The following is a 14,152-nucleotide window of genomic DNA, read 5'->3' on the forward strand; positions in this document are numbered from 1 at the left end:
TCTACTGCATATTGGATTCTATGCAGCCTTCTTCGGGGAAATCGTTTTCAGACAAAACCATTTCGACAGTCAATCACTTGAATGTCGAAGCGGATCTTTTGAAAACGATTATGGATGTGAGTTCGACAGCCATTGTTTTACTGAATCCACAAGGAAATATTTTATATGCAAACCCCGCTTCGGAAAATGTTTTAGGCATAAAGTTAAAGGATATCCTCTCTCGCACATATGATGCCCCCCAATGGAAAAATACATCGCTTGATGGCGGCCCTTGGCGAGAAGAAGACCAACCTTTTAATATTGTTTTAAAAACCAAACAACCGGTAACGGACATACGTCATGCAATTGAAGACGATTTTGGAAATAAAAAATACCTATCGATCAATGGCTCTCCCGTTTTTGACGAAGCAGGGGCCCTACGTTCTCTAGTCTTTTTGATCACCGATATCACAGAAAATGTTTTAAAACAAAAAGCATTAGAAGATAGCGAAGCAAAGTATCGTTCCATCACAGAACTATCGTTGAGTATGGTTTACGATTTAGATATGGCCTCGGGTGTGAATCAGTGGGCAGGTGCCATCCAAGAGATTACAGGTTTTACTCCAGAAGAATACTTAGCCATCGGTTATGAAGCATGGATGGTTCTCATCCATCCCGATGACAAAGAAAAAACCATACAATTATTTGATAAAGCGATGGAAGAACATACACAGTTTTCTTGTGTGTATCGGTACCGAACCAAATCAGGAACTTATGTATATATAGAAGACAACGGAATCTTTTTATACAACAAGGAAGGTGTCGCTTATCGTATGTTTGGTGCCATGATCAATCGTACCGAACAAATAGAGGCCAATTTAGCTCTGAAAGAATCGGAATCGAGACTTCTCATGTCACTCGACGCGGTGAAAATGGGAATCTGGAGTTGGGATATTACAAAACGTGAAATTTATTGGTCTCCTCAAACCTATGAGATTTACGGTTTTCCATCGGACAATATAGAGATCACCATCGAAAAATACTTAAGCCTTCACCCTGAAGAAGATATGAAAATTGTATCTGAAGAAATCCAACACTTAAGGGATGATGCATCGCGTTCTGGTTTCAAACTCCAACATCGTATCTTTCATGCCGATGGCAAAATCCATTGGGTTGAATCTAGGGGAAATTTACTCCGAGACAGAGACGGAAATCCAGTTCGTCTTATGGGAACCATTTTGGATGTCACCGAAGCTAAGTTAGCGGAGGAGGCACTCCGCACTTCGGATGAACGGTTTCGTGCGTTTTATCAATTTTCAACAGAAGCATTTTTGATTTTTGATGAAAACTCACTTCGTGCCAAAGATTCAAACTTTGCCTTCCAAACCCTTTTTGGGTATTCCCCTGAAGATACAAAGAATTTAAGAATCCGAGCTTTACTTACACCCGATTCCTTACAAAAGATACGGGAAAAAATTGCCTCCAATTCCAGTGATTCCCTGGAAATCGTGTGCAAACGAAAAAACGGAGAAGTCTTTCCTGCACTTGTTTCCATCAAACGGTTTAAATACAACCAAACGGTTTCGATCGCCTATAGTATATTTGATTTAAGTCCCATCAAGGAAGTGGAAGAACTCAGACAAATCAATACAGAAATTCGTGAAAAAAACAAACTCATTGAAAAACAAAAAATTGAACTCGAGATGGCGTTTGAAAATTTAAAACGCACCCAAGAACAATTGGTACAATCAGAAAAATTAGCGGCCTTGGGGCAACTCATCGCAGGGATTGCCCATGAGATTAATAATCCCATTGGTGCCGTAAAAGCTTCCAATCAAAATATGTTGGACTGGCAAAAACGGTATGGCATAGCTTCTCAGTTATTTCGGGAAGCCATCTTAAGTGTTCCAAAAGAAGAACAAGTGATTCTGAAAACCATTCTTTCGAACCTGGACCAACCCATTGAATTTTATACGGGTAAAGAAGAACGTCTGCGGAAAAAAAAGAACAAAGAAATTTTATTACAACATGGATTCAAAGCAGAAGACGCCGATGAATTTGCAGAAGCATGGGTGGAGTTGGGAATCGGTGAATTAGAAGAAAAATACATTCCACTTTTCCATTCCCATTATATAAAAGTATTTTTGGATTACCTTGCGTTGGAAATTCAATTTAGACGAAATATACGTTCTATCCAATTGGCAGTGGATCGAGTTTCCAAAATCATGTATGCGTTAAAAAACTTTTCGCATTTTGATTCCACAGGAAAAAAAATAACAGCCTCCATCCAAGAAACCATTGAAACAGTCCTTACCATTTACCAAAACCAATTGAAGAGGGGAATCAATGTCATTAAAAATTATGAAAAAATTCCACCGATTCTATGTTATCCGGATGATCTCTTACATGTTTGGACCAATTTGATTTATAATTCTTTGCAAGCGATGTCGTTTACAGGAAACCTTGTGATCACGATCAAAGATTGTGGAGAAGAGGTGATGGTGTCTTTACAAGATTCCGGTCCTGGCATTGATCCCAAAATTCGGGAAAAAATCTTTGAACCTTTTTTTACTACCAAACCACCTGGGGAAGGGAGTGGACTTGGGCTTGATATTGTGAATAAAATTGTGAAACGTCACAATGGGCGGATCAACTTGGAATCCAAACCGGGAACAACCATTTTTTCGATTTATTTACCAAAAGGAAATTAGGATTCAGTCGCTTGGGTAATCGCGGAAATCAATTCCATTTCATCCCATGGTTTTTTTAAACAAGTGATGAGTCCAATCTCTTTGTCTAAGGCATCAACAAGAGTTTCCTCAGCAAATCCAGTGATGATGACTTTCTCAATGGATGGGAATTGTTTATGAACCTTTCGTAAAAACTCATCTCCATTCATTCCAGGCATCGACCAATCAGAAATGATGACAGCGACTGCATTTCCTTCTTCTTCAAACTCAACGATGAGATCCCATGCTTCTTTTGCATTTTCTGCAGTGAGGTATTTGAATCGTTCTCCAAAGTGGTGTTTGACCTGAGATTTCATGCTGAGTAAAATAATGGATTCATCATCGACAAAAAGAATTGCCTTTTTTCCATTTTTTTTCTCGGTAAGAACTGCCACAGAGGAAAGTTATATCCGTTCTCTTTTAAATGGCAAGTAAATCTTGCCAAATTCTTAGAATTTCTACACTTGGGTCTTTATGACAGCATATCCTACTTTACTCTCTCCTTTATCACTTGGTTTCACCACTTTGAAAAATAGAACCATCATGGGTTCCATGCACACTGGCCTCGAAGAAGCTCCCAATGGGTATGAACGAATGGCTGCCTTTTATGGGGAACGAGCGAAAGGTGGAGTGGCTCTCATTGTCACAGGTGGGATTGCTCCTAACGAAGCCGGTCGTGTGGCAAAGGGAGGAAGTGTGATGGATACGGAAGAAGAGGCCCTCCATCACCGAGTGGTCACGGATGCTGTGCATAAAGAAGGTGGAAAAATTGCCATGCAAATCCTTCACACAGGAAGATATGGTTACCACGATAAAATTGTAGGGGCTTCTTCGTTACGAGCTCCTATCAATATGTTCAAACCAAATCCTTTAACAGAAGAAGGCATTTGGAAAACCATAGATGATTTTGCACGTTGTTCCGAATTAGCAAAGTTAGCTGGTTATGATGGAGTTGAAATCATGGGAAGTGAAGGATACCTCATCAACCAATTCATCGCCAAACGAACCAATAACCGTACTGATGATTGGGGTGGAAGTTTTGAAAATCGAATCAAGTTTCCCATCGAAATCATAAAAGCCGTTCGTAAACGAGTTGGAACTGACTTTATCATCATTTACCGTCTGTCTATGTTAGACTTAGTGGAAGAGGGTGGTAATATCGAAGAAGTTTTACATTTAGCAAAAGAAATTGAAAAAGCAGGAGCCACTATTATCAACACGGGGATTGGTTGGCATGAAGCAAGGATTCCTACCATTGCCATGATGGTTCCGCGTGCTGCGTTTACTTGGGTGACGGCAAAATTGAAAGGTCATGTTTCCATCCCACTTGTTACCTCTAACCGAATCAATACTCCCGAAATTGCGGAATCTGTTCTCACAAGAGGGGATGCTGATTTAGTTTCCATGGCAAGGCCATTCCTTGCGGATTCCTTTTTTGTGGAAAAAGCAAAACAAGGAAAACCAGAAGAAATCAATACTTGTATCGCTTGTAACCAAGCTTGTCTGGATCATATCTTCCAAGGCAAAACTGCCAGTTGTTTGGTGAATCCAAGAGCTTGCCATGAAACAGAACTTGTGATTTCAAAAACCAATCGAGTGAAAAAGGTCGCGGTTGTGGGAGCAGGACCTGGTGGTATGTCTTGTGCCAAAACACTGGCCGAACGTGGACATCAAGTCACATTATTTGACGCTGTCCTTGAGTTAGGTGGTCAATTGAATATTGCCAGACGCATCCCTGGTAAAGAAGAGTTCAAAGAAACCATTCGTTATTTTGATACCATGTTAAAAAAATATGGAGTGGATGTAAAATTAAACAGTTTTGTCTCCAGCGAAGAATTGATCAAACAAGGTTTTGAAGAAGTAGTCCTTGCGACAGGAGTGATTCCAAGGATTCCGGAAATACCAGGAATCAATGGACCAAATGTTTTGAGTTATGTGGACGTTGTTCTCAAAGGAAAACCTGTGGGAAAACGTGTTGTTGTCATGGGTGCTGGTGGGATTGGATTTGATGTGAGTATTTTACTCACCGATCCAGGCCATCCGTTTACCACTGAGAATTATCTCAAAGAATGGGGAATCAACACAAACATTGAAAAAGATGGTGGTCTCGGTGCCAAAGACACACCAGTTGGTGTTCGGGAAGTGACGATGTTAAAACGTTCCAATAGTAAATTTGGAGCAACCCTTGGAAAAACCACTGGTTGGATTCACAAAACTTCACTGGAAGATCGGAAAGTGAACCAAATTTCTGGTGTTACCTATAAATCGATTGAACCTGATGGAGTTGTCATCGAAGTCAAAGGCGAAACAAAAAAGATTCCATGTGATACAGTTGTCGTTTGTGCGGGACAAGATCCGAATCGAAAGCTACTTGAATCCTTACAAAAAGCAAATCTTCCTGTCCACTTGGTTGGTGGTGCTGACCTTGCCTCAGAATTAGATGCAAAACGTGCGATTGACCAAGGAACAAGGCTTGCCACAACCATTTGAAGTGAGTGAAGTTTCCATCCCTCTGTTTTTTGCGAGCAGAAAGAAACTGGTAATGATTTGAAACCCTTAAAAATGTCCGTTCGGAATGCAGAATTTCAAATCATTTCTGCACTTCGGACGAACCGTACCAAACGCAGCAAAGAAAAAGAAGTGTTTGTGGAGGGAACAGAACCCATTAAACAGTTGTTAGCTGCCAACTGGGAAATCACACGGATTTTGTATCGAGAAAATCACCCTTTGTCATCTTGGGCAAAGGATGTATTGAAAAGGTTCCCTACTACCAAACAATGGGAAGTCCAGGAAGATTTGTATTTTGAGCTTTCGGAAAAAGAAACTCCATCCGAGCTTCTTGTGACAGCGAAAATTCCCAATCACAAATCATATACGTTAAGTCAATTGCCAAAGGATTTTGCCCCTTCTAAGAATGCAGTGTATCTTCTCTTTGATCGTCCCAGTGATTTAGGAAATTTTGGATCCATTTTACGATCGGCCGATGGGTTTCAAGTGGATGCAGTGTTTCTCATTGGACACGCCATTGATGTCTATGAACCCAAAGTCATTCGTTCGAGTTTAGGTGCATTGTTTCACGCCAAACTAGTGTTTGTGAATGAATTTGATTCCTTAGTCCAGTTTGTGCAAAGGGAGAAAAAAAGATGGGGGCTTACCGTCATTGGATCTGATTCCAGTGGAAGTTTGGATTTACAAAACGCAAACATTCATTGCCCCGTTTTATTGATTTTGGGGAATGAAAAAAAAGGCATGAGTGTACAACTACAGTCTTTATGTGATATGGTGCTTCGTATCCCTATGGAGGGGAAGGTCAACTCCCTCAATGTGGCTTCTGCCGCTTCCATCCTTCTTTGGGAAATTGTAAAAACAAAAAAAGGATAGAACTTCTCCGAGACTAACGACAGGTCGCTACACTCCCATCTGGATTGTATTTCACACTAGCTCCCGATGTAAATTGGATGTATTTCACACCATCCACACAAACTTCATCGTAGCCAAAGTATTTGGCACAACCCCTGGAAATGGTTCCGCAACCAACCAAAAACAACGTAGAAAATAAAAGGATCTGAATTGGTTTTAATTTCATGGTTTGGCCTTTGCTCCTATTTCTAATGTCAACTCATTCCAAATCCCATCCAAACTGGCGAGGTGTGCGGTGAGTTGGTTTTTATGATACAAAACAATATTCGATTTTTTTAAATTATGAAGTGATTTTGGGATGTGATACAACACTTCTTTTGTTTTGATGAACTCATCTTCCCAATCAATCAAATTGATTTTTTTTAATTTTGCAAAAAGAAATTCCAATTGGGAATGGAAAGATTCTTTTTTTAATTCAGAAGCTACGGTAATTTCTGGGAACTTTTGTTCCAGATGGTATTTCAATTCTGATAACAAATGAATGATTTGTTGCTTTTTGATTTTTGTTTCCGTTTCTAATTTCAGTAACACATAGGATGTTAAATTTCCAAGAGTGACTGTATAATGTTTTCCTAGGGTATCTGCCACAAGTTTAACCACTTTGTCTGCTGGCATATCACTTGGAATTTCAAATGGTTTACCGTATTTGATATAAAGTTTTGTTTTTTGATACGACAGATGATCATACGTAAGTGTAAAACTATTAAAATGTAATTTATCAATTTTAGATTTGATATAATAGGCACCACGTTTCACTTGATTTAAAAAACCATCATGGTTATAAGTTCCTTCCGGAAACATAAATAAATTTCTGCCTTTTTTGATATGGGCAACAAGGTCATTCCATTCGCTATCCACCTTATCTCGAAGTTCCCCTTTTTTTAAAAGCTCTCTGGCGTTGTCACGAAACGGACGTTTGATGGGAACAGCTCCAATGTATTTTAATAAAAATGGAATGATATTTGTGGCATCAATCAGTTTGAAAATCCATTTGAGTAAACCTTTGGTCCGGAATTCTTTTTGTAAGAATTTTGGACTTAAAATATCTTCTCTTGCGGGAATGATCATTTTGATTTTTGGATTGAGTCTTGGATATACCATGGCAAGGGAAACAACATCAGCTTCCGACACATGATTGCAGAGAAGGGCAGAGGGGTAGGGAGCTTCCAATTCTTCTTTTTCAGGAAAATTTTCTTCTATGGAATGGAAAACAAGTCCTTTCGCGAAACTAACCAATTTGATGAGTAAGTCGTAGGTGAGGGTGTGATGTTTCGGCTTCATTGAGGTAGGTATCTAGAAAAAAGAAAGAATCGTCAATTGGAATCTCAGTTGCGTGATGAATTCTAACGTGTCAGCGGTATCCAGAAAGGCTCTAGTTTCTTTTTTTTTGCAGTATACATTGGAACGAGATCATTCGGAAGCATTTGGTGAAAAAGCTTTACATGGGAAAAACAAAGAGAGATATACTTCTGAAAACTGGTGGGCTAGGATGAAATTTGGATATCTTCTCTTTCGTTTGGAACCGATACATGTGTTACTGATCTCTTGTATTTTAGGGCTCACAGCTTATTTTAGTTTTTTTCTCTGTCTTCATCTCCATATTCACTTCCGCTTTTTGGTCATTGCTTTTTTGTATTTAGTTGTGAACTTATTTCTCGTTTTCCAGTTTGGGAAATGGAAGGAATTAATCACTATCTCCGTACTTGGAATTTTTTTATTCCAATTTGGATTCCGAGAGGAAATGGAAGAATTGTATTCTTTACGGGAAAAGACGAATGAGTCTCATCCAATCAATCAGCCTTCAAAAGAGGATCCTTTTCTTTTTCTGAGTGGATACCAATTTTCAACTAACGGACATTTTACGAAATCGATTCACCAAAAATCCAGAGATCATAAAGGAAGAGACAATAGTCATACGAGTCATTATGTGTTGATTCCTATTGTTAATAAGGAACGTCCGAGCGAACGAGTTCGATTTCTCTACGTCGCCCCAAATTACTTTCTTTACCACCGATGGAGAGAGCGAAATGTATTTCCAAATTTTGCAAGGCTCGAGAAAGAAACTCCCGAACTAGTTTCCGTTACCAAAGAATGGGAAAACCAATTTCCAAATCTCAAAAAAGAAAAAATCATTTGGGTCAACCTGTACGAATCAAAGGAAGATTACATCGAATCGAAATCCTCGTTTTTCCTTCTTTTGACTTTCATCCTTCCCGGACTTTGGTGTTCTGTGGGTTTGGTTTGGGGAATTCGTTTGGTTTTCCGATCCCTCCTTTTTCATTTTCGTTCATAAAATGAACAAAAAATTTCTTTACTTTGTTCAATGACTGAACACATTTTGAATAAATATGGGACTCAGGGGGCGAAGCTATGCCGTGGGTTCCAGTCCGAAGTCGGGAAAACCGGATCCAGGGTTTCTCTATCGGATCACCTTCTTACATGAAAGATCCATACGAATACAGTGACCATCACCTCAAGTTACTCCAGTTACTTGAGGAAAACCCACACTTATCCCAAAGAGATGCCTCTGATGTTTTGGGTTTGAGTTTGGGGAAGGTGAACTATATTTTGAAAGCCTTCCTCGACAAAGGCCTGATCAAAATGAACAATTTTCGCAATAATAAAAACAAACTTTCTTATACTTATTTACTCACTCCACAAGGCATAGAAGAAAAAGCACGAATGACACTTCATTTTTATGAAAAGAAAAAAAAGGAATATGAAGAGTTAAGAGCCGAAGTAGAGAAGTTAGGTGAAATTGTGGAAGAGCTTGGTTAATTCACTCACTAAAAGAGTTAATGATTAAATGATCTTAAAAATACTTACGGTAAATTGGAATGAATGAAACATCGAAAATTTATGTAGCCGGTCACAAGGGACTTGTTGGATCTGCTTTGGTCAAAGTTTTAAACCAATCAGGATTCAAAAATGTAATCGGTAGATCTCATGCCGAAATGGATTTACAAAACCAATCTCAAGTTTTGCAATTTTTTGAAACTGAAAGACCTGAGTATGTTTTCCTTGCGGCTGCAAAAGTGGGTGGGATACACGCCAATAACACATACCCAGCAGAATTCATTTTCTCCAACTTACAAATCCAAAATAATATCATTGATGCCTCTTACCGATACGGAATTAAAAAACTTTGTTTTTTAGGTTCCTCTTGTATTTATCCAAAATTTGCCAAACAACCGATGGACGAAGGCCAACTCTTAGATGGAAAGTTGGAACCAACAAACGAACCGTATGCGGTGGCTAAAATTGCAGGGATCGTGATGTGTCAGTCCTATAACAGACAATATGGAACCAACTATATTTCAGTGATGCCTACCAATTTATATGGTCCAGGAGACAATTACCATCCAGAGAATTCACACGTTTTACCAGCTCTCATACGAAGATTCCATGAAGCAAAAAAGCAGAACCTTTCAGAAGTAGTGATTTGGGGAACGGGGAAACCTCTGCGAGAGTTTTTGTACTCAGAGGATATGGCAAGAGCCTGCGTGTTTCTCATGCAAAACTATGATGTAACTGGTGACCCGAAAGGTGGCGAACATGTAAATGTTGGCTCAGGGATTGAAGTGAGTATTAAAGAGTTAGCAGAAACGGTAAAGGAAGTAGTTGGTTACCAAGGAAAACTGGAATTCGATCTAACAAAACCTGATGGAACACCGAGAAAATTACTCGATGTTTCCAAACTCCATAAAATGGGTTGGAAACACCAGGTGGAATTACGAGTAGGGGTTCGGTTGGCTTATGAAGATTATCTATCGAAGTTATGAAAACATCCCTTTCCGAACAAGAGATTGAATCTATTGTAGACTATTTCTCAAAAGTTCCAGAAGTTTTGGCAGTGTTTCTTATGGGATCAGCTGCAAAAGATACGATGAGACCAGGAAGCGATATCGATTTAGCAATCCTTCCATTCGAGGTAAAATCCATTTCTGGAATAGAGTTGTTAAAGTTCACAGGTGATTTAGGCTATCAATTAGGACTCGACTTTGATTTAGGAGAGATGAGTTCCAGGAACCTAGTGTATTCGAAAGAAGCAATATTTTCCGGAAAAGCAATCCTAGTCAAGGATAAACCTAAAGTAGAACTTAGAATCAATACACTTATATCCATGTATTTTAATTTTCAAATTGAACGTCGAGAAGTATTGAATGCCTATCGAAATTGATGATATCATCACGAATAAAATTGCAGTGATGCAACGAGCAATCAATCGAGCTCAGGAAGAATTTAACAAAAATCAAAGTTTAAGTAGTTATACAGAAGTTGATGCTTTAATCCTAAACTTGGAACGAGCTTGTCAGGCTGCCATTGATTTAGGAATGCATATGATTTCAAAAGATAAATTGGGAATACCGCAGTCTAGTTCTGATGCGTTCCGTATCCTGGAGTCGAATTTGATCATTTCGACAGCCACTGCAAAATCTTTAATAGCCATGGTTGGATTTCGTAATATTGCAATACACGAATACCAAAAACTAAATTTGGATATCATCCAGGAAATTATGAAAAAGGACTATTTGGTATTTGGAATGTTTTGTAAAGAACTGGGATATGAGATCCATATATAAATCAATGAAGTCTTTTCAATGAGCAAAAAAGTATTTGTTTCCACATTCCCGTTTTGCCGCACGAGTCCTAATGCCATGGACCTTTTGGTTTCGAATGGGTTTCAAGTCACAGTCAATCCATACGACAGAAAGATGAAACCAAACGAGGTAGCGGAAGCTGCAAAAGAGTTTGATGCTCTCATCGCAGGAACAGAGGACTTAACTCCTTTAGTCAAAGTCACAAATACGTTGAAAATGATCTCCCGAGTGGGAGTCGGTCTCGATAGCGTTCCTCTTACGCTTTGTAAAGAGAAAGGCATTGCTGTTGCATATACACCAGATGCGGTTTCACCCGCAGTTTCGGAGTTAGCTGTTAGCCTCTTAGTTGATGCCATGCGAAAGATAACGTATTCCGACCGCGAAATCCGAAAGGGTGAGTGGACTCGCCCTTATGGGGAAAGAATCGGCGGGTCCTCCATTGGAATTTTGGGGCTTGGAAGGATCGGGAAGCGAGTTGCTTCTCATCTATTAGGTTATCTGCCAAAAGAAATCCTCGTTTGTGATTTAATGGATAAAAATGACGAGATCGAACAGTTTAGTTCACTTTCATCTAACATGTATAAAATGAATGAGTCTCTTGGTAAAAATTGGAATCCGACAGTGATCAGACAAGTGGATTTTGAAACTCTATTAAAAGAGTCTGATGCTATCACAATCCATGTCCCACTATCGGATAGTAGCAAAAACATCTTCAATGCGAAGACAATGTCACTCATGAAATCCAATGCGGTTTTAATTAATACTGCAAGAGGTGGCATTGTGAATGAAGCTGACTTGTATCAAATGTTAAAAGAACAAAAAATCTCTGCCGCGGCAATGGATGTATTTGAAGAGGAACCATATAAGGGACCATTATGTGATTTAGAGAATTTGATTTTGACCCAACATATGGGTTCTTGTTCCAATGATTGTAGGGAAGATATGGAAAGAGAAGCGGCAGAAAATGTGATTGGTTTTTTTGGTGGTGGATCGAAGGTTACTTTCGCTCCAGAGTATTAGGAAAATTTCAGGTTTAAAAAAAAATAAAAAGGTAAACAATGCTAAAAAAATATTTTTATCATAAACTATTTCGATATATTTCACACTACTGTACATCTGAAAATTCTTTGTTAGAGATAGCGCCAAAAAACAATACCATTGAAAGATTGTTTAAAGGGAAATATAGGAAAATTAACGAATTATCCGAAGCAAAGAAAATTGAATCTGATTTTATTTTAATCAACGGTAGTTTACATTATGAAAGTGACATTCAAAATTTTTTCAGCTCACTCCATGCAAAACTTAGCAGTCATACGCGAATAGCGATTGTTTACTATAATTCTTTGTGGTGGCCAATTTTTAAACTTGCGGATAAGTTAGGTTTGAGATCTAGAACACCTGAACAAAATTGGATATCACATGAAGATGTAACTAATTTTTTGATTCTAGAAGATTACGAATTGATCAGAATTGAGCAGAGGATTTTATTTCCTCTATACATTCCATTTATCAGTAACTTTGTAAACCGCTATCTTTCTCCCCTTCCAATTCTAAGAAATTTTGCTGTTTTGAATATTGCAATTGCTCGTCCTTACATTAAGGATTTAAAAAAACAAAGGCAACAATCTGTTTCTATTGTTGTCGCGGCAAGGAATGAAGCAGGGAATATTTTTGATATTCCAAAACGGATTCCAAAAATGGGACCTAACGATGAATTGATATTTGTTGAAGGAAATTCAAAAGACAATACTTGGGGAAAGATTCTAGAATTAAAAAAAGTATATAAAGGCCATCTTAAAATACAGGTAGCTCAACAAGATGGAAAAGGAAAGGGAGATGCCGTCAGGAAAGGATTCTCCATGGCAAAAAATGAAATTCTCATGATTTTGGATGCAGATCTTACAGTGCCTCCTGAAGATTTACCAAAATTTTATAATGCCATTGAATCTGGTAAAGGTGAGTTTATCAATGGATCTCGTCTCGTTTATCCAATGGAGAAAAAGGCAATGCGATTTTTCAATCGTGTAGGGAATAAGTTTTTTGCCGTTTCTTTTTCATTTGTATTAGGACAGCGATTTAAAGATACATTATGTGGAACGAAGGTGATATCAAAGTTTAATTATGAGATGTTAGCAAAAAACCGAGCCTATTTTGGAGATTTTGATCCATTCGGTGACTTCGATTTAATTTTTGGTGCCTCTCGAATGGGGCTAAAAATCATTGAAGTTCCTATTACTTATAGAGAACGAACTTATGGTGAAACGAATATTTCAAGATGGAAACATGGGGTTATCTTATTAACAATGCTTTTATTTGCCGCGCGTAAAACTAAGTTCATTTAATAATATGAGTACAAAAATTAAATTATTTATAGCGAGTCTGTTATATCGAATCATTTCAATATTAGGTATAACAAAGAATCGAATCATCAAAAGGAATGGAATCAATTATAAAGTAGATCTATCAGAAGGTATTGACCTTTCGATTTTTCTTTTTGGAAGTTTTCAAAGTCATGTTTGGAAATTGACTGAACTGAAGAAAGAACCTGAGGTGATTTTTGATATTGGTGCGAATATTGGATCTATTTCATTGCCTTTTGCAAAGAATTTTAGCAAAAGTATTGTTTATGCATTTGAACCAACTTTTTACGCGTTTGATAAATTAAATGAAAATTTAAAACTAAATCCAGAATTGAAAAAAAGGATTATTCCTATTCAGGTTTTTCTTTCTGATGAGGTGAAGGAAGTTAGTAATCAAGCTGTATATTCTTCGTGGAAAGTCGATGGATCCAAACAAGATCATCCGATTCACGGTGGTATATTACAGAAAGCAACTAATAAACAAATTACATTAGATTCCTTTATAAAAGAGGAGAAACTTAAGGCTGTTGACTTGATTAAAATAGATGTTGATGGTTTTGAACTAGATATCCTTCGGGGTGCAAGCGAAACTATTGATCGATTCCATCCGATCATTGTATTCGAATTTATGGGTCATACGGGTGATTCCACTAAATTGGAATTTGCAAAATACTCTGAACTCTTTGAGAAGAAAAATTATAAACTTTTTGAATCAAAATCTAAAATACCACTAACTGTTAATAATATTGAAAAAAACGTTCCTAAGTATGGTGGAATTGATATTCTAAGTTTGACCAATTCCTTACGAAGCTTTTTTAGTTCTTCGCTCTCTTTAATCTGTTTATCCGTTGGTGGGTTGATTTGGTCTGACTTTTTCAAGAATTCTGCCTTCCATTGTCGTAAGACAAAGTAGCTGATTCCTAAAGATTCGGAAACTTCTTTTATAGTAAATGAACCTGACATGGCTCGCTTTACCGCTTGTTCTTTAAACTCCGGAGAGTATTTTGATCGTCTGCTCACTTGGCACCTCTTGCTTTTTCTGCTCAAAAAAGGTGTCCGTTTT

13 protein-coding genes and 2 pseudogenes are annotated in these 14,152 nt (G+C 38.0%); 11 read left to right on the forward strand and 4 right to left on the reverse strand.

Going from position 1 to position 14,152, the window contains the following annotated elements:
• Positions 1-20 precede the first annotated feature (20 nt).
• Positions 21-2,690, forward strand: coding sequence for a PAS domain S-box protein (locus tag EHQ59_RS17610; RefSeq protein WP_135621264.1), 2,670 nt, complete (start codon positions 21-23; stop codon positions 2,688-2,690).
• Here EHQ59_RS17610 and EHQ59_RS17615 read toward each other — a convergent pair.
• Positions 2,687-3,103: a response regulator gene (locus EHQ59_RS17615; protein ID WP_135621265.1), complete on the reverse strand. Its 417-nt coding sequence runs from the start codon at positions 3,101-3,103 to the stop codon at positions 2,687-2,689. The genes EHQ59_RS17610 and EHQ59_RS17615 overlap by 4 nt on opposite strands.
• A 79-nt stretch (positions 3,104-3,182) precedes the next feature.
• Here EHQ59_RS17615 and EHQ59_RS17620 point away from each other — a divergent pair, with 79 nt between their 5' ends.
• A complete protein-coding gene (locus EHQ59_RS17620; protein ID WP_135621266.1) occupies positions 3,183-5,198 on the forward strand; it encodes an NADPH-dependent 2,4-dienoyl-CoA reductase in 2,016 nt (671 codons plus the stop codon).
• 72 nt (positions 5,199-5,270) lie between these two features.
• Positions 5,271-6,089, forward strand: coding sequence for a TrmH family RNA methyltransferase (locus tag EHQ59_RS17625; protein ID WP_135621284.1), 819 nt, complete (start codon positions 5,271-5,273; stop codon positions 6,087-6,089).
• Positions 6,090-6,102: 13 nt separating this feature from the next.
• Here the strand turns inward: EHQ59_RS17625 and EHQ59_RS17630 are convergent, their stop codons facing one another.
• Both EHQ59_RS17630 and EHQ59_RS17635 read right to left on the reverse strand, forming a co-directional pair.
• A complete protein-coding gene (locus tag EHQ59_RS17630) occupies positions 6,103-6,294 on the reverse strand; it encodes a hypothetical protein (RefSeq protein ID WP_135621267.1) in 192 nt (63 codons plus the stop codon).
• Entirely contained in the window at positions 6,291-7,409 is a 1,119-nt protein-coding gene (locus tag EHQ59_RS17635; protein ID WP_135621268.1) for a lysophospholipid acyltransferase family protein, read from the reverse strand. Before EHQ59_RS17635 ends, EHQ59_RS17630 begins: the two co-directional genes overlap by 4 nt.
• Positions 7,410-7,461: 52 nt before the next feature.
• Between EHQ59_RS17635 and EHQ59_RS17640 the strand changes: the two genes are divergently transcribed.
• The 8 genes and pseudogenes from EHQ59_RS17640 to EHQ59_RS17925 all read left to right on the forward strand — a co-directional run.
• On the forward strand, positions 7,462-8,421 hold the full coding sequence (locus EHQ59_RS17640; protein WP_167481431.1) for a hypothetical protein: 960 nt from the start codon (positions 7,462-7,464) through the stop codon (positions 8,419-8,421).
• Between the two features lie 146 nt (positions 8,422-8,567).
• Positions 8,568-8,906, forward strand: coding sequence for a MarR family EPS-associated transcriptional regulator (locus EHQ59_RS17645; RefSeq protein ID WP_135621270.1), 339 nt, complete (start codon positions 8,568-8,570; stop codon positions 8,904-8,906).
• A gap of 59 nt (positions 8,907-8,965) precedes the next feature.
• The gene (locus EHQ59_RS17650; RefSeq protein ID WP_135621271.1) at positions 8,966-9,910 is read left to right on the forward strand and encodes a GDP-L-fucose synthase family protein; all 945 of its coding nucleotides are present in this window, start codon (positions 8,966-8,968) and stop codon (positions 9,908-9,910) included.
• Positions 9,907-10,308, forward strand: coding sequence for a type VII toxin-antitoxin system MntA family adenylyltransferase antitoxin (mntA, locus tag EHQ59_RS17655; RefSeq protein ID WP_135621272.1), 402 nt, complete (start codon positions 9,907-9,909; stop codon positions 10,306-10,308). The genes EHQ59_RS17650 and mntA overlap by 4 nt, the downstream gene beginning before the upstream one ends.
• Positions 10,292-10,711, forward strand: a complete 420-nt coding sequence (gene hepT / locus EHQ59_RS17660; RefSeq protein WP_135621273.1) for a type VII toxin-antitoxin system HepT family RNase toxin — start codon at positions 10,292-10,294, stop codon at positions 10,709-10,711. Before mntA ends, hepT begins: the two co-directional genes overlap by 17 nt.
• Before the next feature lie 18 nt (positions 10,712-10,729).
• On the forward strand, positions 10,730-11,749 hold the full coding sequence (locus EHQ59_RS17665) for a phosphoglycerate dehydrogenase (protein ID WP_135621274.1): 1,020 nt from the start codon (positions 10,730-10,732) through the stop codon (positions 11,747-11,749).
• Between the two features lie 107 nt (positions 11,750-11,856).
• Positions 11,857-13,071, forward strand: coding sequence for a glycosyltransferase family 2 protein (locus EHQ59_RS17670; protein WP_208652460.1), 1,215 nt, complete (start codon positions 11,857-11,859; stop codon positions 13,069-13,071).
• 4 nt (positions 13,072-13,075) lie between these two features.
• Positions 13,076-13,780: pseudogene (locus EHQ59_RS17925) on the forward strand (FkbM family methyltransferase); the annotation flags it as partial.
• Positions 13,781-13,872: 92 nt separating this feature from the next.
• Here the strand turns inward: EHQ59_RS17925 and EHQ59_RS17680 are convergent.
• A pseudogene (locus EHQ59_RS17680) lies at positions 13,873-14,052 on the reverse strand (transposase); the annotation flags it as partial.
• Positions 14,053-14,152: the final 100 nt, after the last annotated feature.

The sequence above is a fragment of the Leptospira kemamanensis genome (assembly GCF_004769665.1).
Lineage (GTDB): Bacteria > Spirochaetota > Leptospiria > Leptospirales > Leptospiraceae > Leptospira_A > Leptospira_A kemamanensis.